Below are 22,163 nucleotides of genomic sequence, written 5' to 3'. Positions count from 1 at the left end.
GCGTGACCAATCGGCTGCCGGCGCAGGTGTTGCCGGGCCGCGTCCGCTGCAACGCCGGTTTCAGGCGTGCAACGCGTTGCAAGACCGCGCCTGCGGGCGTGGCGCAGCGCGTTATCCCGCACCCCGCGTACGCAACGGGCACCCTGCGCCGCACCAGCGCGGCCATCACGCGCGCCGCCGCGCGCATGGCGCGTTGCAGCGGCGAAACCGATTGGTCTGCCACTGCGCCCCGGAGCCTGCCCGCGCTTGCCCCGCCCGCCGCAAACCCGCGTGGCATAAGCCTTTGCGGCCCTTGGCACACTTGTCGCTCAGCCTGGACAGGGGCGCATGCGCCCGTGTCCATTGAACCAGCCATTGCATGCAGGAGAAAGCCCAGCCATGCGTCATCCGCCATCACGCATGACGGCGCGCCGGCGCTCTTACCGGCTCGCGGGTCCGCCGCCGTCGGTGGTGGACCTGTTGTCGTCGCCCCTGTTGCCCCATCCGCGTGCGCGCACGCCGCCCGTCACGCCAGCCGCACAAGGCGCCGGCTGCGCAGCGACGGCAAGGCAGGGGGTTGCCAGGGCTGCCTTCCGGCGCCATGCGGGCAAGCGGCGCGCGTGACCGCAGGCAGCATCGGCGACGCAGGAATTCGCGGCAGGCTGGCGCCGCAAACAGAATGATGGCGGGCACGCGAGCCAGCGTGTCCGCGCGGATTTGGTGCTCCGTCCCCCGGCGGGCACCGTTTTTTCCACAGGGAGGCACCAACCATGACAGCCGGAATGCTTGCCGCCACGGTGCTGGCGGTGTTCTCAACCAGCGCCACGGCGGCAAGCTACGCCTGGTTCGACCGCCCCGAAGCGGCCAGCGCCAACAGCCACGCAGCGGTCAGCAATGATGTCTACGTGCGCGGCTTTGGCTGGGCCTGGGGGGAACTGCAGCTATCCCCGGACACACCGTCCGGTGCCGCCATGCCAACGCCAGGGCGGCAAGCGCGCGACAAGCCGGAGCGCGGCGCGATCGTGCCGTGGCGCCAGCATGACGAGAACGGGCCGCCGCGCCTTCCGCGCGGCAAGCTCAGCATGAACCTTGCCGCCGAGCCGATGGATGCGGCCAGCGGCGGGTCCGGGGCCAGGCAGCCCCTTGCGGTGGTGCGCTGACGTGCCGACGGGCACGAGGAAAGGCGGAACCGGCGAGCGGACGTCGCCTGTTCCCCTTTCCTGCGGCGCCTGGGATTGCGCCCGGCCTCCGGCAACCTGCGCCGGCTGAGGCCCGCCAACCGTTTACTCGCCTGCCGTCGCCTGGCTCTCCACGCGGATGTTGTGCTTGTGCATGAGCCGGTACAGCGTCACGCGCGACACATTGAGTTCGCGCGCGGCCGGCACCACGTGAAAGCCGTGGCTGGCCATCACGGTGCGGATGGCCTCGCGCTCGGCCTCTTCGCGGATCGCGTCGAGGGTCTTGCGCGGCAGCTCCGCCCCGCCATGCAGCTGCAGGTCTTCGGCGGTGATCTTGCGGTTGTCGGTCATCACGATGGCGCGGCGCACGCGGTTGATCAGTTCGCGCACGTTGCCCGGCCACGCGTACTGCATCATTGCCTGCGTTGCGCAGGCCGAGAAACCACGAATGCGCCGGTGCGCCTCGTGCCCGTGCTCGGTCAGCACCGCGTTGGCCAGCTGCAGGATGTCCTCGCCGCGCTCGCGCAGCGCCGGGATGGTCAGCGTCAGCACGCACAGCCGGTGGAACAGGTCGGAACGGAAGCGCCCGTCGGCCTGTGCCGCCACCAGGTCCACGTGCGTGGCCGAGATGATGCGCAGGTTCAGCGGGATCGACTGGTGTCCGCCCAGGCGGGTGATCATGCCCTGCTGCAGGAAACGCAGCAGCGCCACCTGGCTTTCCAGCGGCAGGTCGCCGATCTCGTCCAGGAACAGCGTGCCGCCCTGCGCCTGCTCGATCCAGCCGATCTTGCGCTGGTTGGCGCCGGTGAACGCGCCCTTCTCATACCCGAACAGCTCGGACTGCACCAGGTGCGAGGGAATCGCACCGCAGTTGATGGCGATGAACGGTCCCTTGCGCCGGCTCGAGGCATCGTGGATCGCCTGTGCAGCGAGTTCCTTGCCGGTGCCGGACTCGCCGGAAATGAACACCGGTGCCTCGTTGTGCGCCACCTTGGCCAGCGAGCGGAACATCGCCCGCATGGCCGCGCACTCGCCGATCATGGTGCCGCGCGAGGCGGTCTCCTGCGGGCGCACGCCGTGCAGCGACGCCATGCCCTGCGCATGCTTGAGCGTGTAGAGCAGCTCCGGCATCGAGAACGGCATGCGCACGTAGTCAACGCAGTAGTCGCGGATCAGCCGGCGCACGCGCTCCTGCGCCAGCATTTCATCGGAGGTGATGGCCACCCATGTAATGTGCAGGTACTGCAGTGCCTGTTCGAGCTGCGCGAACTCGGCATCGCTGTAGTCGGACTGCAGGTCGATCACGCCTGCCATGGGCGGGCAGGCCCGCACCACGCGTTCGAGGTCGCGAATCTGCTGGACCCGGCGGATTTCCCATCCCGTGGCCGTACCAGACGGGTCAAAACCAAAATCTTCATGACGCGACACGACCACGATCTGTGCAGTGCGTGACGCCTTGCACAGTCGGTCCATCACGATCTCCCGGACGTTAGGCTTGTTTTTGGTTCCGGCACCCGTGTCCGCCGTCGCGGCCTGCGGCCGCGGCGGACGGTGGGGCTGAACTGGCTGCGGGCACGCACCCGCGCGCGACGTCGGTATCACGAGCTGGACAGACTGCGGAGTTGCTCATCGGGCGCGGCAAGATAGTCCGCACCCGCCTGGAGCTGATCGCGGATACGCCGCCGCACAGTCTCCTTTTCATGCATCAACTCCAGGCGCGGCGCCTGCTGGGACTGGCCGGAGTATTGGTAGTAGAGCGTCTTGTAGGTCAGCTGGCTCAGGATCCATTCCTGCAGCAGCGTGCGCTGGCGTGTCAGTTCGCCCTCGAGCAGGCGATGGCGGCGCAGCAGGTTGGCCACGGCCGCGCGTGCGCTGTCGCTGAGTTCGCTGTCTTCGGCAAGCAGCGCGGCCACGTCGGCCGTCGCGCCCTCTTGGACTGTCCGCTTGCTGGGTACTTCGCCTGCGGCTTCCCCCACGGCAGCCCAGGCATGATGGATGGATCGGATGGAGCGGTTATTAGTCTCCCTGACAGGCCCGATGGCGGGTCGCCGGATCTCTCCTGCGGTCATGATAATCCCCGTTGAACAACATCCCCCGGCACTACACGTCTGCGGTTACCACTTGTCAGTCTTTGAACTAGTTTTTTTGTCTGCGTGGCGCGCGTGTTTCCCGCACGCTCCCGGATGGTGGCTATGCCGCCTTGTTGACGGTCTGGTCCGAAATGTCCCCCGACTGGCGAACGGCGCTCAAGCGCTCTCGGTTGGCTCCGGCATCCTGCCGCATGCACCGGAGTCAAGAAGGGGCGCCTTGCCGCGCCCCTCTTTGCCACGTCTATAGTTCAGTGCATTTAGGGCACTTTGTCCAGCCCCGAGTGGATGACTTACAGCCAATCTCATACTTTGGTATGAGGCCACGCGCACACTGGCCGCCGGCCTGCGACCATACCCCTTCGGGCACATTCCCAGCGGCCAGTGTCTGCATACATGCTACGCAGAAACGGGTACGCTTTCACACCCCCGAACGGGTGATGACAGCACCGTCGCCGCGGGCATGGCAAGCCGTGCCGCATGCCGCGAGGGCGTAGCGGACTGTCACGCAGAAACAGGTACGCCCGGCCTGTGGGTCCGCTTGCGCGGTACGCAGAAACGGGTACGGATGCCGGACGGCGCTACGGCACCGCCCGGCATCACGATGGCAATATCATGACAGCAGCGCACCATGGAAAAAGGGCGGCCCTGGCCGCCCTTCCTTCATCCCATGCCGGCTGGCGCGCTCAATGCCCCGGCAGGTAGTAGAACTTGAAGATGAACACCGCCGCGATGATCCACACCATCACGGGCACGCTGCGTGCGCGGCCAGTCAGCAGCTTGAGCGCCGCGTAGCTGATAAAGCCAAACGCAACGCCGTTGGCGACCGAGTACGTGAACGGCATGCCAAGCGCGGTCATCACCGCGGGCACGACTTCGGTGACGTCATTCCAGTCGATCTCCAGCAGCTCGCGCAACATCAGGCAGGACACATACAGCAACGCCGGCGCGGTGGCATAGGCCGGCACCGTGCCGGCCAGCGGCGCGATGAACAACGCCGCGAGGAACAGCACGGCCACCGTCACCGCCGTCAGTCCGGTGCGCCCGCCCGCCTGCACGCCGGACGCGCTTTCGATATACGCCGTGGTGGAAGACGTACCGAGGAACGAGCCCGCCATGATAGCGGTGCTGTCGGACATCAACGCCTTGTTCAGCCGGTCCATTTTCCCGGCCTTGAGCAGGCCCGCGCGGTTGGCCACGCCCATCAGCGTGCCGGTGGCGTCGAACAGTTCCACCAGGAAGAACACCAGCACCACGTTGATGATGCCGATTGACAGCGCGGCGGAGATATCGAGCTTGAACAGCGTCGGACTGAGCGACGGCGGCGCGGAGAACACGCCGTGGAAGGTATTGCCGGCAAACGCAAAGCTCAGCAGCGTGGTGAGCAGGATGCCGATCAGGATCGCGCCCTTCACCCGCAGGTGGTCCAGTGCCACGATCACGAAGAAGCCGATGATCGCCAGCACCGCCGAAGGCTGGTGCAGGTCGCCGATGGTCACCAGCGTGGCCGGGCTGGCGGTGACGATGCCGGCGTTCTTCAGCGCGACAATCGCCAGGAACAGGCCGATGCCCGCGGTGATCGCCACCCGGATCGAATGCGGAATGCCGTTGACGATCATCTCGCGCACGCGGAACAGCGTCACCAGCAGGAACAGGCAGCCGGAGATAAAGACCGCGCCGAGCGCCGCCTCCCACGCAAAGCCCATGCCCTTCACCACCGTATACGCAAAGTACGCGTTCAGGCCCATGCCCGGCGCCATCGCGATCGGGTAGTTCGCGTAGAAACCCATGATCAGCGTGCCGATCGCCGCGGCCAGGCAGGTGGCGACGAACACCGCGTCTTTCGGCATGCCCGCATCGCCCAGGATCGACGGGTTGACGAAGATGATGTAGGCCATCGTCAGGAACGTGGTGACGCCGGCGAGGATCTCGGTGCGCACATCGGTCTGGTGTTCGCGCAGCCTGAACAGGCGCTCGACCAGCGAAGGCGGGGCCTGGGGCTGGCCGTGCGGCGGATTGGCGGTTGACGTGCCCGGCTTGGAAGCGGGTTCCGGCATCGACATGACTGGTCTCCTGATATCGTTATCGTGTGCGCGGCGACAAGAACGGCGCGGCCGCAGGTGGCTGGCTTCGGCCTGAAGCATCCTGCGACGCCCCGCTGCGCGGCAAGCGTACTCTGGTGCAGGTCAGCCCCGCTTCGCCACGGCACAGGCGAATAAGCGATATGCAAAAGGCGTGATGATCCCACAGCGCACACCGCTGAAGCCAGCGCCGCAACGGGGGCGTTCCGGGGCGTCCCCAGCTTGACGCTTGCGGCAATCCCCCGTATAAAGCCGCCTAGATTCAAGCGACGAGGCAACAGTTCATTCGTTAGCCACCGTCTGGTACTTCGGTTGTCCATGGTGTCCTTTCCTTGAGTTCCCCGTATCGGATGACGTTTTCGTCATGCGATGTTTTTTGTCCTTTTTCTGGAAAGCAAATCATGCAAACCGGTATCGTCAAGTGGTTCAACGACGCCAAGGGCTTCGGCTTCATCAAGCCGGACGCGGGTGGTGACGACCTCTTCGCCCATTTCTCGGAAATCCGCTCCGACGGCTTCAAGTCGCTGCAGGAAAACCAGCGCGTGCAGTTCGAAGTCAAGAATGGCCCGAAGGGCCTGCAGGCCGCGAACATCACCCCGCTGTAAGCATTGACTGCCGGCGCGCCCCGTGCGCGCCGAACAGCGTAGAACCCCGCCCGATGGCGGGGTTTTTTGTTTTCAGGCGCAGATCGCGCCACTGGCGGTGCTACCTGCGCCACCTTCATCACATCCCGGCCCCGCCCTGCTCCCGCCTGCCCCGGTCATGCAAACGGCCAGGCGCCCCGCTCTTGCCCCCGCCTGCCCATGCGGCCGACAGCCAGAACTCCTGGCCTTGCGCGGCACGCCATCCTGCTCACCACCCTGCCTCTCGCCTCACGCAGAATCGGGTACGCCCTGCTGCGCCGCACGTGTTCCGTCACGGTCCGTAAGCGCCGCAGAAATGGGTACGGTCTGCCTGGCGCGCCGGTTCGCGCTGCGCAGCGCGCACGCAGAATCGGGTACGCCCTGCGGCTGACGTGGTCTTTCCAGGCGCCTTCTGGCACGCAGAAACGGGTACGCCCTAAATTTTTCTTCAAATTCGATTCGGCCGATGGCAGCGGTTGTCTGCCCCGCATTCCGCCGACATATCCACAAAATCGGACCGGACCGACGACGCAGAAACGGGTACGGCGGATGTTGCAACGCAATAGCCACCTGAAGCCATGAGGCTGCCCGCACCTCACGCAGAAACAGGTACGCCGACGGGCGCAGGTGCACAACGCAATGCCACGCAGAAACGGGTACGCCGACGGCATGCGAGGTGGATGGCCACCAAGTCGAGCCGCGGCAACCATGGTGTGTCGGCGCAGAAACAGGTACGGCATGCAGCGCGGCGAGGTTGTCACGTATACGTTGAGTGTAAGTGCTAGCTTTTTATACAGCTCTCATGTAGAATGGAAACTTGGTGGAAATTCCGCCAGAGCAACCCGCAAATCTGCGCAGAAACGGGTACGCATGACTCGGAGAAGCCTGGCAGCGAGTACGCAGAAACAGGTACGCTTCGCGGCGTACTAGGCTCCCGGGACGGCACGCAGAAATGGGTACGCCGCAGAAACAGGTACGCTGCGGCAGCACGACAGCGGCTTTTCAGGCCGGCGCAGAAACAGGTACGGTTTCAGGCTTCGGAACGCAGAATCGGGTACGCCTGGCGTGCAAAACGCCCGCCGGCAGCTCGGCAAGTGAACCAGTTTCTGCGTGGATAACCGGGCCTGGTGGTGCTTTCTGCGGGAACGAGGCCTCAAAGCGCTCGTAAACCGCGTATACCCGGTGCTTGCTCGCAGAAACGGGTACGGTTTGCGGGGTGGCCGCTGTGGAAAAGGCTGTGGAACCCGCGAGTTATCCCCGCAGAAACCAGTTCGCCCCACCCGCAGATACAGGTTCGGCTTGCCGCAGATACGGGTTCGGCCCTTCGCAGAATCGGGTACGTTTGCCCGCAGAATCGGGTTCGGTGGGGTTGGTTTTTCCCTTACGAATCAAGGCGCTGAACTTCACGTATACGGTTTACAAGTAGTTAACCCGTATCGGTATCGTTTACTGGTAGTGGATGGCTGGCGAACCGTGGACAACCCTGGCGGGTTGCCCACCGTCCGCCACCATGCGACCAGTCTTGAGATCCCCGGCTGGCAAAAAACAGGGCGGGCAAGGCAAAGACTTTGCGTACCTGTTTCTGCGTGACAACCTTTGCGGCTTCGCGTACAAAGGCGGGTAATCCGAAGCACGCCAATATGCCCATCAAACGCTCCCCGGCCACCACGGGGGATCGACGCATCCTCGACCTGGACGCCGAGCCCTCCCGCATCATTGTTCCCGGCAACGAGAACAACCTGGTTCCGTCCGAGAAATTCCAGCGTCTGTTCGACGAAGCGCAGGCCATGGAGCGTGAAGACGCCTGGCACAGCGGGGAAGTCGGTTTCCTGAGCCGCGCCAGCGTCCAGGTGACGCTGCCCTACCGCGCGCCCAAGGGCGCGCCGCCGGTATGGACCCGCACCAGCGGCAATATCTCGCTGATGATCCAGCCTGGCTACTTCACGCAGCAACGCTCCGAGCGTGCCGCCAACGGCCGCCAGAAGCTGGTGTCCGAGACCGTCTCGCTGGGCTACCCCTATGGCTCCTATCCGCGGCTGATGCTGGCCTGGATCGGCAAGGAGATCATGGCGAAGAAAAAGCGCGGCGAATTCACCGGCACGGTAGAGGACCGGCGCATTTCGCTGGGCAATTCGCTGTCCGAGTTCATGTACAACCTCGGCATTCCGATGGCCACCGGCGGCAAGCGCGGCACCATGACGCTGGTACGCCAGCAGATGATCCGCCTGTTCTCGGCGACCATCGCCATCGTGCAGAACAAGTCAACGCCGAGCCAGAACCAGAACCCGAACCACGAGCCGCTGTCGATCGACCGGGTGGGCTACCTGCTGGCCGACCAGCTGTCGACCTGGTGGGACCCCATGCAGCCCGGCCAGGGGTCCATGTTCGAGAGCTTCGTGGTGCTGTCCGAGCCGTTCTTCAACGAACTGGTCAACCGCCCGGTGCCGGTGGACATGCGCGCGCTGAAGGCGCTGAAACAGTCGCCGTTCGCACTGGACGTGTATTCGTGGCTGACCTACCGCTTCTTTACGATCCAGCGCCGCACGGAAATCCCGTGGGAAGCGCTGCAGATGCAGTTCGGCACCGAGACCGAAAGCGAGCGCAAGTTCCGCGCGCTGTTCCGCAAGGCCCTGAAGGATGTGCTGGTGGTGTACCCCGGTGCCAAGGTCGATGCGGATTCGTCCAAGGCGCTGATCCTGCAGCCCTCCCGGACCAGCGTGCGCAAGCTGGGCTGATCTCCCGGCTTCCGGCCGGGAAAGCCGCGCACGCCGTTGCACGCGCTCTCGGGACGGCAGCAGCGGGCCGGGCGTGCCGCAGCGGAAGGCGGACACCATGCCCGGCCCCTGAATGCAAAAAAGGCAAGCGTTGAACGCTTGCCTTTTTTGTTTGCCCGCCGCGGACGGATCCGCAGCGGGCGGGGTCAGCCGAGGCTGGTCAGGCCGGCTTGATCGCCGAAGCCTGCAGGCCCTTCGGGCCTTGCTTGACTTCAAACGTCACGCGCTGCCCATCCTTCAGGGTCTTGAAGCCCGAGCCCTGGATTTCCGAGAAGTGCGCGAACAGGTCTGCACCGCCGTCGTCCGGGGTAATGAAGCCAAAGCCCTTGGTCTCGTTGAACCACTTGACCGTACCGGTTGCCATAGGAATTTCCTTTTCGAAGCAAGTTCTTGTACACAACGCAAACAACCGTTCAAGCACGTTGAGTTCTCGTAGATACCGAACGGAAGCCGACGAGGTTGACACGACTTGACTCGACTGTAGCGCGCATCATAACCACTTTGGATTGCGGTGTCATGTGCGGCGTAATGCGCACTACAGATACTTTAGGCACATTCCGGCCTGCTTTTCAAGCAATTTTACGGTCCGGCCCGTTTCCGGCTGCCAAATGGCGGCCTGTGCCCCTGCGGCGATAACATATATTTTGTAAGTTTGAAAAACGGTTGAAGCATCACTTGGTTTTGGCTACAGTTGCGCCTTAAGAATCAACCGCGCTTTCAGCGCTGAAAGAGAGGTCGCAGTGCCAGCCAAAATCATCACAGTCTTTAACCAGAAAGGCGGTTGCGGCAAGACCACGGTCAGCATGCACCTTGCTGGCACGCTGGGCCTGCGCGGCGCGCGCTCGATGCTGGTCGACATGGACGAGCAAGGCACCGCCACCCGCTGGGCGGCGCAGGCCAGCGACGAGCGGCCTTTCCCGGCTTCCGTGATCGGCCTGGCGCCCTCGGGCGGCGCCATGCACCGCGAGGTCCGCAAGTTCGTCCAGGATTATGACTACATCGTCGTGGATTGCCCGCCGGCGGTGCACTCGGCAGCGCCCTCGAGCGCGCTGCTGATTTCCGACCTTGCCATTATTCCGGTGGTGCCTTCGCCGCCGGATCTGTGGGCGGCGGTAGCGGCCAAGACGCTGGCGCAACACGCCCAGGTCCAGAATGAATCCTTGCTGATCCGCGTGATGGCCAATATGGTCCAGCGCCGCGTCTCGATCGCGCGCCAGGCCATTGAAATCCTTGGCGACGACGGCGACGTACCGCTGTTGAATTCGATGATTGGGTCGCGCTCGGCATTCCGGGAATGCCAGGCGATCGGCTGCACCGTGCACGGCGTTGTCGGCGCGCGCGAGGCGGTGCAGGAGGTCGACATGATGGTCGACGAAATACTGTCTTTGATTGAGCACTAGGCATGGCTACCAAACTGAAGAGCCTCAAGGCTGGCATGCTGGCCGGCATGGCGGCCGAAAAGAACCGCAACGAAACGCTGGACCGCTTCGCACGCGCGGAAGCGGCCATTTCGCAGCATCCGAACGGCTTGCTGCAGGGCAGGGGAGCCGATGGCACGCCCGTTTTCAGCGCTGAAAGTCTTGGCGAAGCCGCCGCGGGCCGGCAGCTGATCAGGATCCCGCTGGCGCAACTGCACGACAATCCCCTCAACGCGCGGCGCCTCTACGATCCGGCCGTGGTGCAGGAGCGGGCGGCATCCATCGCCACGCACGGCCAGAAGACGCCCGGCCTGGCCGCGCCCGACCCGGCGCGCCCCGGCCATTACATCCTGATCGACGGTCATTACCGCAAGCGAGCCCTGGCGTCCGCCGGGAAGCTCGAGATGGAATGTTTTGTCGAAAACGACCTGAGCGACCTGGATTTCTACCGGCTGTCGTTCATGCTCAACGAGCAACGCTCGGACCAGTCGGCGCTGGACAATGCGATCGCCTGGCGCCAGCTGCTGGACGAAGGCAAGGTCCAGAAGGAAGAGGAAATCTGCGAGCTGACCGGCATGTCGGCCGGCACCGTGAACAAGACGCTGGCGCTGCTGCGCCTGCCCGAGTCCGTGCTGGGCGTGATGCGCGAGCGCCCGAGCGCGATCGGCATCGCCGCGGGCTATGAACTGACGCTGTACTGCAAGCTGGCGGGCGAGGAGCGCACGCGCGAACTGGCGGCGCGCATCATCAATGACGGCCTGTCGAGCCGCGAGGTTGAAGCCATCCGCAAGCACGCGCAGGAAGGCAAGGCGCGCAAGGTCAAGGAAATCAGCCGGCAATACAAGATCCGGACCGACAGCGGCCAGTTGCTGGGCACCATCAAGGAATGGGACTCGGGACGCGTGATGCTGGACGTGCAGCTGAGCGACCGCAGTGCCCGCGAGGCGCTGGTCGAGGCCCTGAAGGCCCGCTTCGGGCTGGACAAGACGCTGCTCTGAGCCGAGCAGGCAAGCCATGGCGCTGCGGCAGCACTGCCGGCGCCGTGCTCAGGCCAGCAGGTCGCGCGGCGACCGCGCGCCAAACTCCGGATCACAGGTCTTGCGGTAGCGCTCAAGCATGCTGGACAGCAGGGCGTGCAGGCCGCGCACCGAGTAGCCGGCCTGGGGCAATGCCGCCAGCTTACGCTGCGCGCGCCGGGTCGGCGGCGCGGCGGGTGGGCCGATCAGCGAGGCGTCTTCGGTGCCCGCGCCATCCCACTGGAGATTGCGGTCACGCCAATGCCGGGCCAGCGCGTGCTGCGTGGCCAGGCCAAAGCCAGGCGTTCTGTCTGGCGCAGCATTTCCCATATCGTCTTCCGGACTCCGCGCAGGCTGCTGCATCGGGGCCAGTGAACTCCGCGTGACCGAGGTCAGCCGGTCCAGGCTGAGCCGGTGTTCCCGCAACAGCAGGATTGCCGCATGGGCCGTCCGGTAGCGCTGGCCATCGCCGTCGCCGCCCCGGCGTTCCAGCCATGACAGGAAGGGGGCCAGGCTGGCCCCGGGAACCGGCGAGGCGTCCGGCCGCGCCGCCGCAGTTGCCGCCGATGCTTCGGTGCCGTCCGGGACCTGCGCCGGCCAGAGCGCTGCGCGGGGGTACCCGTTGGCATGCATCCAGCGGAAGAGGGCGGCCAGCACCCGCATGCTGTGCCGCACGCTTGCCGGACTGAGCGGGCCGGTGAACGGACGCCATGCGGCCAGGTGGCGCGGTGCCCGCGGTCCGCACCAGCGGCTGGCAGGTTCGGGCTGCGCCAGGAAGCCCAGGTAGGCCCGGCGGTCGTCCAGATCGAGCCGGGACAGGCCCTTGCGCCGCTCCAGCGCTGCCCAGAGCAGCAAGCGCTCCGCCTCCTTGCGGTAGGCCGAAAACGTGCTGCCGCTGTCGCCGGCGGCATCGCGCAGCCAGGCCTGGACCACGTCGAGGCCCTGGCTGTACGGGCAGCTTGCGTCAGGATCCAACGCGGGCGACGCGGTCATCCGTTCCAGCGGCAACGGCTGGCGCATCTCTGGCCCCAGCCTGCCTTGCTCGAGCAAAGTGCGGTTGCCGACATGCGCGCCCAGCAGCGGCTTGCCGTCCGGGTCCCGGAAGGCAGCACGGTTCTCGCTGAGCCAGCGGTTGACGGCCGCGCCGGCCAGCGCGCCAATGCGCGGGACGGACCGCCACCAGGCGCTGCCGCGCTGGTTCGCAAGCCCAAAAAGAGTATTAAGAGTCACAATATCAGCCTTGCGCAAGCGCCGCGCCAAGGCTGGTGCAAACCACAACTCCACGCCATGCTGGGGGCGCGGCGCCGCCGTACCCAGCCGCTCCAGTTCGGCCAGCGCGTCCACCCGGCGGTCCATGCCGCGGTTGGAGCGGCCGGGGCCGGCCAGCAGCAGTTCGGCCAGGTCTGCCCGACCGTGCAGGTGCGCGAGCTGGACCATCCGGTCGCGCAGGGCAAGCAGGATGCGCAGTGAAGACTCGGCCCCGGCTTCGTCGTCATCGGTTTCGTCTGTCAGGTAGCGGGGCACCACCATGGCCGCCGGCATGCCCTGGACATAGGCGCGCACCGCCGCAAACTCGCTGCGGGTGAGGCTGACCGTCATCATTCCAGGAATCATGGGCACGTATGCGCTGAATGGCTAACTTCTTGATTTATAAGGCACTTGAAGTGAGCGAGAATTCATCCGGCCCGAAATGCATAGCAAAACGCAATGCCGATAATTTTATGCGTGTTTTCACTGAAAAGTCATCCCCGCTGGCCTTATGCGATCCGTATGCTGGCGTCAGGCGGTGCTCGGGGAAAACCCGTCGCAGCGCACCATCACCTTGCATTCGCCCTACGCGTTTCATATGCTGCAGGTCAGGAGTTATAAATACTTAGATCAGACTTCAGTCGTATCTAAGACTGTTTCACATAAGCGTCTTAACACGCAAAACGGGGCGATCCGGTATCTCCACGGGAAGGACGGACCTGCAGCCAGACGGGAAGGCTGCAAGGCGGTCTGGAGCGATGGCGGATCGTATGGAACTGCAACCGCAAGATAGCGGAGCATTTCCGACAAGCAAGCGCGGATTGTCGCAGGGTCCGTACTTGCCGCAATAATAAGAGAGCGGCCATGGCCACCATCCTCTTGATCGAGCCTCACCCCCTCCTGCGCCTGGGTCTGCGCCATCTGCTGGCCCAAGCACATATTCCTGGTGACCTGATCGATATTGATCCCCTCGCCCCAGTCGATTCGGATTTGTGGCTGTACGATGCCGACCTGCTGATCTATGGTCTGCCTGCCGACTACGCCGGCGGCTGGGCCATGCTGGACGAACTGTGCCAGCGGCTACGCCCGCAGCGCGTGCTAGTCCTCAGCGATCAAGCGGCGCCATCGCTGCCGGGTGCGGGCTTGCCTGACCCGGTGCGCGGTTGCGTGGCCAAGAGTTGCAGCGCGGATGCGCTCGATGCGGCGGTGCGACTGGTGCTGGCCGGCGGCGAGTGTTTCCCGGCGCGTGCCCAGGGCAGCCACGCCTGGCAACCGGAACTCGAAGCCGGCCATGCCCCGGTGGCAAGCAGCGCAGGGCAGGGCGAGGCCCGGGTTGTGGCGCTGCGCGCAGGTATCGGCGAGGCCGTGCTCGACCACGCGGTGCCCGCGCCCCAGCGCCATTTCCAGGCGCACGCGACGTACCACGAAACCCCGTCGGCCGGCGCGCACCTGCTGAACATCACCGAGCGCCAGTACGAAGTGCTTGCGCTGCTGGCGCGGGGCTATCCCATCAAGACGGTCAGCCGCATGCTGAATATCTCGGTGGCCACCGCGAAGACGCATGCCTGCACGCTGTACCAGCGCCTGCACGTGCGCAACAAGGGCGAAGCCGTCTACGTTGCCCTGCAGAAGGGTGCCACGCTCAACTGGGCCGGGCCCGCCACGCCCGCCAATCCGGTGACCCGCGTGCCGGCGCCTGACCACACCTGCCAGGCTGCGTGACTGGTGGCGGCGCGGGTTCCAGGGGCGGCAGGCGCGGATGAGCGCGTGGCGCCAGGGCGCCACCGGCCGGCCGCGCCTCATCCTTCTGGCGTGCGGCTCTCGGCCAAAAGCATGAGGCAATGGCGGCGGCGGCTTGCTACCTTGTGATGAAAGGCATCTGCAGACACTTTTGCCGGCGGCGGCCGGCGCTGCCCTGATGCCCTGCAAGGCGGGCCGCGCCGCGGCCCGGATCCCGACCGGGCGGCAAGCACATCTGCGGCCCGGGCACGCTGCCAGACTGAGTCAATGCCGACCTACCTCATCGCCAGCAATGAAATGATGTGCCGTGTCCTGGCGCGTCGCCTGAACGCACTGGACGTGCCGCAGCCGATCACATGGCGCACGCCGCAGTGGCTGCATGAAACAGCGTGCGCATCGACGCAGGCTTCGTCATCGGAGCCATCGCCGGACCCGGCCGATATTGCGCTGATCGATTGCAGCGCGCTCGAGGGCGACCCGCGTACGTTGCTGGACCAGCTGCAGGCACGCCTGGCGCCACGGCGCTGGCTGGTGCTGTCCGATCGCCTCGATGCCTCGCTGATGCTGCATGCCGCGCTGCTCGGTGCCAGCGGGTGTCTCGCGCTGCCGGCACCGCTCGAACTGGTCTGCGCAGCCACCGCGCTGGTCTGGGCCGGCGGCCAATGCTTTCCGCGCATGGCGCTGTCACTGACCGGGGCCAACGGGACGACCGCCTCCCTCCTTTGAGCGAGCAGTCCTACATCCACCGGAGGAGTGCGCATCGCACCCGATCACCTATGCTTGATTCGCCCGGAGGCAGAAGCCAGCCCAGTTTGCAGGCAGGCCGCCCCGGAGAAGTAAGGGGGTCATATGGAGGCCGGACTGGAATTCCTCGTCGTTCGCGGCTTTGCTGTGCGCGAAGGCAGAGGCAAGTGGGCGTGCTGCTTCGAGATCAGGCTGGCAATCAGCCATGACGAAGGATGCAACGCAGGTACCAACGAAGGCAGCGATGAGCCGCTGCTCTACCGCGGTGAACTGCACGGGCGTCAGTTTGACTGTGAGCTGGCCGCCGCCGACGCGGCCCGCGCGGCCGGCGAGCGCGAAGCGCGGCTGCGTGTGGAAAGCCTGAGGGCGCTGATCATTGCTCAGCATCGGCATCGCGTGCCGCCGCCACTCGTAGCCTGAACCTGCAGGCATCCAGCGAGAATCATGCACAGTGGCACCCGGCGGCCTCGCCGGGTGCCACTGTGCCTTTGTCATTCCCTTCGTGATCGCGCAGCTTGCCGGCGAGGCAAAAAAGAAGCCCGCCGACCGGGGGACCATGCGGGCTTTGAAGGCGTGCGGGCCATACTGCCCGCCCACACGTCTCCTTGACGATAACCAATCGGCTCGCCCTCCTCCATCAACCAGAAGCACCATGCGCGCATATTTGCGGCTGAGTGCCCCTGAACCGTCCGCGTGTTTGTGCGCCGTCCAACAGACTGGCCTGAACCGCGCGCGCCAAGATCGCCATTACGGCCAATGGCAGCAAGTATCTGGCTCGGGTTCAGGGGGAGACGGAAAAATGACTGGTGTCAGCGCTTGGCCTGCCGTATCGCACGTCAGGCACGCGCGCGGGCCCGGCATGGGCCGTCCGTATCCGCTCATGAAACGGCATGGCAGGCGCGGAGGTCACTAGTGCACGGCGACACCAGGATGCGTGGACGGGGCGGACCGGGGTTGCGCGGCGGCAATCCGGTGTGGTCGCACGTCAACTGCCATATCGACCTTTGGATCGAACTGCTGCACGGGCTGGACCTGCCGCCGGTCGCGGCACTGGCCTGCGCGGTGCGGCAGGACTTCGAGGCCGACCACTTCACGCAGTGCCGCTTTCCGGATGCCGACCTGGAGCGGCTGTACGGCCTCACCGTGCACGCGCTGGCGTTCTACGACTCGCTTGAGTCGCACGTGGCGGCACAGACCTCGCGCGGCCATATCGTCGTGATGGAGCTGGACAGCAGCCAGCTGCCGCCACCCCGCGGCGCCGGCTACCTGCGCCATTGCACGCCCACCTGCATTGCCATCGATGTGTTGATCCCCGAGGCCGGCGCGGTCGGCTACTACCACTCCGACGGCTACCACACCGCGACCGGCGAGGACTACACCGCCATCATTCGCCTGGCACCGGGCGTGCGCAGTGCCGAGGCGCTGCCCTTCATGCATGCCGACGTGGTCCGCCGCAACGGGCACCCGCACGCTGCCGAGACGCTGCTCGAGGCCTCGCTGGCGTTGCTGCGCTTTCACCTGGGCAACCGTCCGCGCGAGAACCCCGTCACCCTGTTTCGCGCGGTGTTTCCCCAGCATCTCGAGCGGCTGATGGCGCGCGGCGAACCGGGCTTTCACCACTACGCGTCGGGCGTGCTGCGCCAGCTCGGCGCCAATTTCGAGCTGCTGGCGCGCTATCTGCGCTGGCTGGTGCTGCACGGGCAGGAGGTGCCTGAGAAGGCGGCGCAAGCCTGCTACACCATGGCCTCGGAGGCGATGGTGATGCAGTTCCGCCTGATGCGCGCGGTCATCAGCCGCAAGCCGGACCGTTGCGAAGACTGCCTGGACCAGCTCGAAGCCTCATACCTGGCCAGCGTGCCGTTGCTGGCCGCGCATTTCGGCGAGTTCACGCCATGAGCCGGCAGACCGTGCCTGCAGCGGGCAACCCGTGGCCTGTGTGCTGCCTCTGGCGCGTGGCACAGAACCGTTCTGATCCGGCGCCGGGGGCAACCCGGTGCATCCGCCTTTTGCACGATAGCCCGGATCTCATGCCGACAGCGGAGGGCATGTCATGTATCCAGCCTTGCGTGCGTGCCGTGGCTGATTAGTCCGGAACCGCTTCCAGCCGCCGTGCTGCCTCGCCTCGTGCGGCGGCGGCAGACATCGCAGCCGCCGCGGCGCATGGCGCGTTTGCCAGCGCCCGCTTCACTCTCGCCTTTCCGTCCAACCTCCCGATGGATGACCGTTTCCCAGCCGTTCGCCTACTGTCGGAGCGCGCTGCCATGACGCTAAATAGAGGCACTGGCTTGCAAAGAGCGCCGCACCTGGGTCGGTGGCGTGGCCAGCCGGTTCTCGGACAGCAGTGGTGCCGAGCCAGGCCGGCAGAGCGTTGTTCACGGATACGGGATGGACAGGGGGTACGAAAATGATTACGCATCGATCGGATCTGCATGTCAATCACCTGCTCAGCGCGCTGCCGCGCGGCGAGTGGGAGGCGCTGGCGCAGCACTTCGAGCTGGTCCGTCTGCGCGCCGGCGAACTCCTGACTGATTCCGGCCAGCGCATCGTCCACGTCTATTTTCCGACCACCGCGGTGGTGTCGCTGCTGTCGCTGCTGGAGGACGGCGCGACGGTCGAGATCGCCGCGGTCGGCAACGAAGGGCTGGTCGGCATCCCCGTGGTCACCGGCGGCGACACCATGCCCAGCCGCGTGGAAGTGCGCAGCCCCGGAATGGCCTACCGCATTCCCGCGCGCCTGCTGCGCGGCGAGCTGCCGCGCCTGCCCACGCTGCAGCGCGTGACGCTGCTGTACGTGCAGGCCATGCTCACGCAGATCGCACAAACCGCGGCCTGCAACCGCCACCACTCCCTGAACAAGCAGCTGTGCCGCTGGCTGCTGCTTGCCATCGACCGGCTCAGCTCCAACGAACTGGTGATCACCCAGCAGGTCATCGCCAACATGCTCGGCGTGCGCCGCGAAGGCGTGACCGAAGCGGCCGGCAAGCTGGAAGACCTGGGCCTGATCCACCACAGCCGCGGTCATATCACCGTGCTCGACCGCTGCGGGCTGGAGAAGCATTCGTGCGAGTGCTACAAGCTTGTCAAGCGCGAGTATGACCGCCTGCTGCCCGCGCTGGCCGGCGCCTGAGCGGCACGCTCCGGCGCGCGTGGCCTGCGAAGCGCGGCGTGTATACGCCGCGCCGGTCCCATTTGAGGAGCTGTACTCGTGAGCAGACTGTCATATGCCGGTGGCCCGGCAGAGAGCGCCACCCCGCGCCGTGATGCCCAGCCGGGCGTCACGCAGGCGCGCGCGCTGATGGACCACCTCGGCTGGATCGCCGCGGCTGGCGTGGCCGGTGCGGCCGCAGGCTTGCTGGTGGCGCTGTCCGCGCCGCTGCAGTATCGCGCGCAGGCGCTGGTGCAGGTAGAGGGGCGCGATAGCGGCATGCGCAGCGTCACCCAGACGCAGGGCCCGGCGGCCTTCGACGCGGGCCTGCTCAAGAGCCGCGCTGTGGTCGGTCCGGTGGTGGAACGGCTGCGGCTCGATATCACCGTGCAGCCGCTGCGTGCGCCGCTGGTGGGCGCGCTGGTCCAGCGCTTTTCCACACCCGGCCAGCCGCGCGGCACCTGGCCCGCCAGCCTGGGCTATGCCTGGGGGGGCGAGCGCCTGGTGATCGCCAGCATGACCGTGCCCGAGGCGCTGGTAGACCAGCCACTCACCTTCGAGGTGCGCCGCGACGGCCGCTACCGCCTGATGCAGCAGGACACCGTGCTGCTCGAAGGGCAGGCCGGCGAGACCGCGATGGCCAACGGCATTGTGCTGCGCGTGGACAAGATCGAGGCCGCGCCCGGTACGCGCTTCCAGCTCACGCGGCACGACCTGGCCCGCACCGCCGAGTCCGTGCGCCGCGGGCTCACGGTGGAAAGCGAACGCACCGAAACCCCGGCGAGCCTGGGCGGCGCGGCCGACCCCCTGACCGCGCCGGGCGGCACCGTACGCGTGAGCTGGCAATACCCGGACCGCCAGCTTGCCGCCCAACTCGTCAACGGGGTCACGCGCGCCTATATCGACGGCCAGACCGACAAGCGGCGCCAGGACGCGGCCGGCACGCTCGCGTTCCTGTCGGGCGAGCTGCCGCGCGTGCAGAGCGAGCTCACGCGCGCTGAAGAGGCGCTCACGCGCTACCGCGCGCGCACGGGTTCGCTGCAGCCCAGCCGCGACGCGCAGTCGTTCCTGAGCAACAGCATGGAGTACCAGCGCCAGATCGCAGCGCTCAAGCTTGAGCGCACGCGGCTGCTGCAGCGCTTCACGCCCGAGGCCAACGAGGTCCGCACCCTCGACAGCCAGATCCAGCAGATGACTCGCGAGCGCGCGGAGATCGACGCGCGCATGCAGACCTTGTCGGCCTCCGAGCGCGAATCGGTGGCGCTCACGCGTGACGTCAAGGTGGCCGAAGACATGTACATGTCCTTGCGCAGCAAGGTCGAGCAGCTGTCGCTGATGCTGTCCGACAGCTCCAGCCAGATGCGCGTGGTCGATGCCGCAATCGCGCCGGTCACACCGGTCGGTCTCGGCGCGTGGCCGTTCGCCTCCGCCGGCGCCTTGCTCGGCCTGTGCCTGGGCGTGGCCGCGGTCAACCTGCGCCAGCGCATGCGCCCGTCGGTAGCCAGCGCCGCCGATGCGGAAGAGCGCCTGGGCATGGCCATGCTGGGCGATATCGCCTTCAGCAACGAGCAGACCGAGCTGGAACGGCTGGTCGACGCCAAGCGCCGCCTGGGCATCGCCTCCGGTTTTGTGCTGCCGCCCAATGTGCGCCTGGGCTGGCCCGAGTCTGTCACCAGCGTGATCGACGCCGCCACGGCCGCCGCCCCCGAAGATGAGCGCGCGCGCGCCGAACGGCTGATGCGCCAGGGCCTGCACGACCAGTTCCTGCTGGCGCGGCGCGCCCCGCATTCGCTCGCCGTGGAAGGCCTGCGCACGCTGCGGGCGGCGCTGCATTTCGCGTTGCGCGATGCGCCCAACTGCGTGGTCGCGGTGACCAGCCCCGCCGCCGCCGCCGGCAAGACCTTCGCCGCGGTCAACCTGGCGGTGCTGTTCGCCGAAGCCGGCCAGCGCGTGCTGCTTGTCGACGCAGACCTGCGCCGCGGCCGCGTGGCGGACTGGTTCGACCTGCCTGCCGAGCCCGGGCTGGCAGAAGTGCTTGCGGGCCGCAGCGCGATCGCCGACGCGGTCAAGCCGAGCGTGGTCAACGGCCTGTTCCTGCTCAACCGCGGCGCGGTGCCGGCCAATCCGTCCGAGTTGCTGATGCTGCCGGCGCTGGCGGAAATGCTGCGGCTGTGCGCGGGGCGGTTTGACCTGGTGCTGGTCGATACGCCGCCGGTGATGGCGGTGGCCGATGCCACGCTGGTGGCCAACCTGGCGGGATCCACGCTGGTGGTGGTGCGGGCGGATGTCACGGCTACGGCGCAGGTCGATGAAACGCTCAAGCGGCTGGCGCATGCCAATGCGCGGCTCGCCGGGGGCATCCTCAATGGCGTCATGCCACGGCGTAGCAACCGGGCGGATTTCAATACCATCAATCCTTATCTGGGGATGCCGTTGCCCCGAGCGGTAGCGAAGCCTCCCGCATTGGCCGGGCAAGCCGATCGGGTAGGGAAAGACTGACGCATGCCAAAGCACGCCAGAAACCGCACCGCCATTTGTGTGGGTGTACCCGTTTCTGCGAGCGTTTGGCGGACGTTCCTGAGCACGCGCATTGGTGTGAAAACGCACTGATGCGCGTGCGACGTTCGGGCTCAATAGGTCACCAAGGCGTTGTACCTCAACCTGGAGCCCAGCATGCGAGCAGCGATACGCACCATACTTTTGGAAGTTGCCCGACTTGACGTACCAGTTGAATCGCTGGACGACCAGGCCGATCTGTACGAAGCGGGACTGTCATCACTGGCAACGGTGCAGGTCATGCTCGCGATCGAGAATACCTTCGGCATCGAGATACCTGACCGCATGCTGACCCGCCAGTTGTTCCGCAGCATCAGCGCACTGGCTGCGGCGACCGAGCAGATCAAACAAGAGCAGGAGGCGGCATGAGCCCGGTCCTCGCCAGCGTCGAGCAGGCCTGTCCGCGCGCAGAGACTGCTGACGCCGCCCACTTGCTGGCCGGGGCGCGCCTGGCCGCGGCAGAAGCAGGCAGGCATGCCGACCAGGTCGACGCAGATGCGTGTTTTCCGCACCAGGCATTTGCAATATTGCGTGAGCAGAGGTTGCTGGGCGCCATGGTGCCGGCAGCCTGTGGCGGTGATGGCGCGTCGCTGGAAACGATCGCAGCGGTCTGCCGCGTGCTGGGCGGTGCCTGTGCCTCGACGGGAATGATCTACGCCATGCACCAGATACAGGTGGCATGCCTGGTCAATCATGCGAGCACCAGCGCATGGCACGCGCAGCTATTGCAGCGCCTGGCCAGCGAACAATTGCTGCTGGCTTCGGCCACCTCCGAAGAGGCGATTGGCGGTGCCCTGCGCAGCAGCGGCTGCGCGGTCAACGCCGACGGCGGCAACCTGCACTTGCTCAAGATGGCGCCGACCATTTCCTATGGCGCTCATGCGGACGGTATCCTCGTCACGGCACGCCGCCATCCCGATGCCTCGCCATCGGACCAGGTCATGGTAAGCGTGCTCAAGCCAGACTACGTACTGGAAAGTCTCTCCACATGGGATACCCTGGGCATGCGCGGCACCTGCAGCAATGGATTCCGGCTGGAAGCCCGCGGGCATACCGATCAGATCCTGCCCGTGCCGTTCGGCGAGATTGCCGACGTCACCATGACCCCCGTGTCGCACATCTTGTGGTCTGCCCTGTGGACTGGCATCGCCGCGGACGCGGTTCAGCGCGCCAAGGTGCTGTTCCAGGGCCAGGCGCGCGCCCGGCCTGGCACGCTTCCGCCCTCGGCTACGCGCGTGGCCGAAGCGGTTGCCATTATCCAGATGCTGGAGGGTCGGCTGGAACTGGCGTTGGCTCACCAACGCCAGCGTCATGCAAGCCAGAGTGTGTCGGCAATTTTCAACCTGGCGGCGGAAATGAACGGGCTCAAGACCAGCGTGTCGGCGCTGGCGCTCGAAGCGGTGCAAATCGCGATGCTGGTCTGCGGCATGGCGGGCTACAAGCATGGCACGCCGTTCAGCCTGGGACGCCACCTGCGGGATCTGTGGTCCGCCCCCCTGATGATCAACAACGATCGCATTCTGACCAATACCGCCCATCTGCTACTGGCGGACCGGTCTGCCTGAGGAGCCGTC

19 protein-coding genes are annotated in these 22,163 nt (G+C 66.2%); 14 read left to right on the top strand and 5 right to left on the bottom strand.

Translation table 11 applies throughout. The features are described from left to right. Window positions 1-378 precede the first annotated feature (378 nt). Window positions 379-603, top strand: a complete 225-nt coding sequence (locus tag ACW4E8_RS18560; RefSeq protein WP_456805854.1) for a hypothetical protein — start codon at window positions 379-381, stop codon at window positions 601-603. A gap of 146 nt (window positions 604-749) precedes the next feature. Then, on the top strand, window positions 750-1,139 hold the full coding sequence (locus tag ACW4E8_RS18555) for a hypothetical protein (RefSeq protein ID WP_456805853.1): 390 nt from the start codon (window positions 750-752) through the stop codon (window positions 1,137-1,139). Between the two features lie 123 nt (window positions 1,140-1,262). Here the strand turns inward: ACW4E8_RS18555 and ACW4E8_RS18550 are convergent, their stop codons facing one another. The 3 genes from ACW4E8_RS18550 to ACW4E8_RS18540 all read right to left on the bottom strand — a co-directional run bounded on the left by ACW4E8_RS18550 (window position 1,263) and on the right by ACW4E8_RS18540 (window position 5,307). Next, complete coding sequence (locus ACW4E8_RS18550; protein WP_456805852.1) at window positions 1,263-2,630, bottom strand: sigma 54-interacting transcriptional regulator; 1,368 nt, start codon at window positions 2,628-2,630, stop codon at window positions 1,263-1,265. Between the two features lie 125 nt (window positions 2,631-2,755). After that, the gene (locus ACW4E8_RS18545; RefSeq protein WP_456805851.1) at window positions 2,756-3,226 is read right to left on the bottom strand and encodes a hypothetical protein; all 471 of its coding nucleotides are present in this window, start codon (window positions 3,224-3,226) and stop codon (window positions 2,756-2,758) included. Between the two features lie 704 nt (window positions 3,227-3,930). Then, window positions 3,931-5,307: an NCS2 family permease gene (locus ACW4E8_RS18540; RefSeq protein ID WP_456805850.1), complete on the bottom strand. Its 1,377-nt coding sequence runs from the start codon at window positions 5,305-5,307 to the stop codon at window positions 3,931-3,933. A 419-nt stretch (window positions 5,308-5,726) separates the two neighbouring features. On the opposite strand from ACW4E8_RS18540, the gene ACW4E8_RS18535 reads away from it, so the two are divergent. Beyond that, window positions 5,727-5,930 carry a cold-shock protein gene (locus tag ACW4E8_RS18535; RefSeq protein WP_022539866.1) on the top strand — a complete coding sequence of 68 codons (204 nt, stop codon included), beginning with the start codon at window positions 5,727-5,729 and terminating at the stop codon, window positions 5,928-5,930. Window positions 5,931-7,588: 1,658 nt separating this feature from the next. After that, complete coding sequence (locus ACW4E8_RS18530) at window positions 7,589-8,683, top strand: replication protein RepA (protein WP_456805849.1); 1,095 nt, start codon at window positions 7,589-7,591, stop codon at window positions 8,681-8,683. 199 nt (window positions 8,684-8,882) lie between these two features. Here ACW4E8_RS18530 and ACW4E8_RS18525 read toward each other — a convergent pair whose 3' ends face one another. Next, window positions 8,883-9,086 (bottom strand): cold-shock protein, encoded by a 204-nt coding sequence (locus tag ACW4E8_RS18525; protein ID WP_006159056.1) that lies wholly within the window; start codon window positions 9,084-9,086, stop codon window positions 8,883-8,885. Between the two features lie 376 nt (window positions 9,087-9,462). Between ACW4E8_RS18525 and ACW4E8_RS18520 the strand changes: the two genes are divergently transcribed. Continuing rightward, a complete protein-coding gene (locus tag ACW4E8_RS18520; protein ID WP_018309760.1) occupies window positions 9,463-10,122 on the top strand; it encodes an AAA family ATPase in 660 nt (219 codons plus the stop codon). 2 nt (window positions 10,123-10,124) lie between these two features. Then, the gene (locus ACW4E8_RS18515) at window positions 10,125-11,138 is read left to right on the top strand and encodes a ParB/RepB/Spo0J family partition protein (protein ID WP_456805848.1); all 1,014 of its coding nucleotides are present in this window, start codon (window positions 10,125-10,127) and stop codon (window positions 11,136-11,138) included. Between the two features lie 48 nt (window positions 11,139-11,186). Here ACW4E8_RS18515 and ACW4E8_RS18510 read toward each other — a convergent pair whose 3' ends face one another. After that, entirely contained in the window at window positions 11,187-12,770 is a 1,584-nt protein-coding gene (locus ACW4E8_RS18510) for a phage integrase family protein (protein ID WP_456805847.1), read from the bottom strand. A gap of 498 nt (window positions 12,771-13,268) precedes the next feature. Here ACW4E8_RS18510 and ACW4E8_RS18505 point away from each other — a divergent pair, with 498 nt between their 5' ends. The 8 genes from ACW4E8_RS18505 (at window position 13,269) to ACW4E8_RS18470 (ending at window position 22,154) form a co-directional block, all read left to right on the top strand. Then, on the top strand, window positions 13,269-14,126 hold the full coding sequence (locus tag ACW4E8_RS18505) for a response regulator transcription factor (RefSeq protein WP_456805846.1): 858 nt from the start codon (window positions 13,269-13,271) through the stop codon (window positions 14,124-14,126). A 285-nt stretch (window positions 14,127-14,411) separates the two neighbouring features. Beyond that, entirely contained in the window at window positions 14,412-14,870 is a 459-nt protein-coding gene (locus ACW4E8_RS18500) for a DNA-binding response regulator (protein WP_456805845.1), read from the top strand. 123 nt (window positions 14,871-14,993) lie between these two features. Next, window positions 14,994-15,308 (top strand): hypothetical protein, encoded by a 315-nt coding sequence (locus tag ACW4E8_RS18495; RefSeq protein ID WP_456805844.1) that lies wholly within the window; start codon window positions 14,994-14,996, stop codon window positions 15,306-15,308. Window positions 15,309-15,818: 510 nt separating this feature from the next. Continuing rightward, the gene (locus ACW4E8_RS18490) at window positions 15,819-16,784 is read left to right on the top strand and encodes a DUF1839 family protein (RefSeq protein WP_456805843.1); all 966 of its coding nucleotides are present in this window, start codon (window positions 15,819-15,821) and stop codon (window positions 16,782-16,784) included. Window positions 16,785-17,292: 508 nt separating this feature from the next. Continuing rightward, a complete protein-coding gene (locus ACW4E8_RS18485) occupies window positions 17,293-18,015 on the top strand; it encodes a Crp/Fnr family transcriptional regulator (RefSeq protein ID WP_456805842.1) in 723 nt (240 codons plus the stop codon). Window positions 18,016-18,093: 78 nt separating this feature from the next. Beyond that, window positions 18,094-20,532, top strand: a complete 2,439-nt coding sequence (locus ACW4E8_RS18480) for a polysaccharide biosynthesis tyrosine autokinase (protein WP_456805841.1) — start codon at window positions 18,094-18,096, stop codon at window positions 20,530-20,532. A 174-nt stretch (window positions 20,533-20,706) separates the two neighbouring features. Beyond that, entirely contained in the window at window positions 20,707-20,958 is a 252-nt protein-coding gene (locus tag ACW4E8_RS18475; protein WP_456805840.1) for an acyl carrier protein, read from the top strand. After that, window positions 20,955-22,154, top strand: coding sequence for an acyl-CoA dehydrogenase family protein (locus ACW4E8_RS18470; RefSeq protein ID WP_456805839.1), 1,200 nt, complete (start codon window positions 20,955-20,957; stop codon window positions 22,152-22,154). The genes ACW4E8_RS18475 and ACW4E8_RS18470 overlap by 4 nt, the downstream gene beginning before the upstream one ends. Window positions 22,155-22,163 lie beyond the last annotated feature (9 nt).

Source organism: Cupriavidus sp. CP313, from assembly GCF_054072015.1.
This window is presented reverse-complemented; position numbering and strand designations above follow the sequence as displayed.

What these genes read in the sequence shown, in the direction of transcription:
- ACW4E8_RS18470 (WP_456805839.1), top strand. Translation starts at nt 20,955, where the DNA reads ATGAGCCCGGTCCTCGCCAGCGTCGAGCAGGCCTGTCCGCGCGCAGAG.
- ACW4E8_RS18495 (WP_456805844.1), top strand. Translation starts at nt 14,994, where the DNA reads ATGGAGGCCGGACTGGAATTCCTCGTCGTTCGCGGCTTTGCTGTGCGC.
- ACW4E8_RS18530 (WP_456805849.1), top strand. Translation starts at nt 7,589, where the DNA reads ATGCCCATCAAACGCTCCCCGGCCACCACGGGGGATCGACGCATCCTC.
- ACW4E8_RS18505 (WP_456805846.1), top strand. Translation starts at nt 13,269, where the DNA reads ATGGCCACCATCCTCTTGATCGAGCCTCACCCCCTCCTGCGCCTGGGT.
- ACW4E8_RS18485 (WP_456805842.1), top strand. Translation starts at nt 17,293, where the DNA reads ATGATTACGCATCGATCGGATCTGCATGTCAATCACCTGCTCAGCGCG.
- ACW4E8_RS18550 (WP_456805852.1), bottom strand. Translation starts at nt 2,630, where the DNA reads ATGGACCGACTGTGCAAGGCGTCACGCACTGCACAGATCGTGGTCGTG.
- ACW4E8_RS18555 (WP_456805853.1), top strand. Translation starts at nt 750, where the DNA reads ATGACAGCCGGAATGCTTGCCGCCACGGTGCTGGCGGTGTTCTCAACC.
- ACW4E8_RS18515 (WP_456805848.1), top strand. Translation starts at nt 10,125, where the DNA reads ATGGCTACCAAACTGAAGAGCCTCAAGGCTGGCATGCTGGCCGGCATG.
- ACW4E8_RS18540 (WP_456805850.1), bottom strand. Translation starts at nt 5,307, where the DNA reads ATGTCGATGCCGGAACCCGCTTCCAAGCCGGGCACGTCAACCGCCAAT.
- ACW4E8_RS18525 (WP_006159056.1), bottom strand. Translation starts at nt 9,086, where the DNA reads ATGGCAACCGGTACGGTCAAGTGGTTCAACGAGACCAAGGGCTTTGGC.
- ACW4E8_RS18545 (WP_456805851.1), bottom strand. Translation starts at nt 3,226, where the DNA reads ATGACCGCAGGAGAGATCCGGCGACCCGCCATCGGGCCTGTCAGGGAG.
- ACW4E8_RS18490 (WP_456805843.1), top strand. Translation starts at nt 15,819, where the DNA reads ATGCGTGGACGGGGCGGACCGGGGTTGCGCGGCGGCAATCCGGTGTGG.
- ACW4E8_RS18500 (WP_456805845.1), top strand. Translation starts at nt 14,412, where the DNA reads ATGCCGACCTACCTCATCGCCAGCAATGAAATGATGTGCCGTGTCCTG.
- ACW4E8_RS18510 (WP_456805847.1), bottom strand. Translation starts at nt 12,770, where the DNA reads ATGATTCCTGGAATGATGACGGTCAGCCTCACCCGCAGCGAGTTTGCG.
- ACW4E8_RS18560 (WP_456805854.1), top strand. Translation starts at nt 379, where the DNA reads ATGCGTCATCCGCCATCACGCATGACGGCGCGCCGGCGCTCTTACCGG.
- ACW4E8_RS18475 (WP_456805840.1), top strand. Translation starts at nt 20,707, where the DNA reads ATGCGAGCAGCGATACGCACCATACTTTTGGAAGTTGCCCGACTTGAC.
- ACW4E8_RS18535 (WP_022539866.1), top strand. Translation starts at nt 5,727, where the DNA reads ATGCAAACCGGTATCGTCAAGTGGTTCAACGACGCCAAGGGCTTCGGC.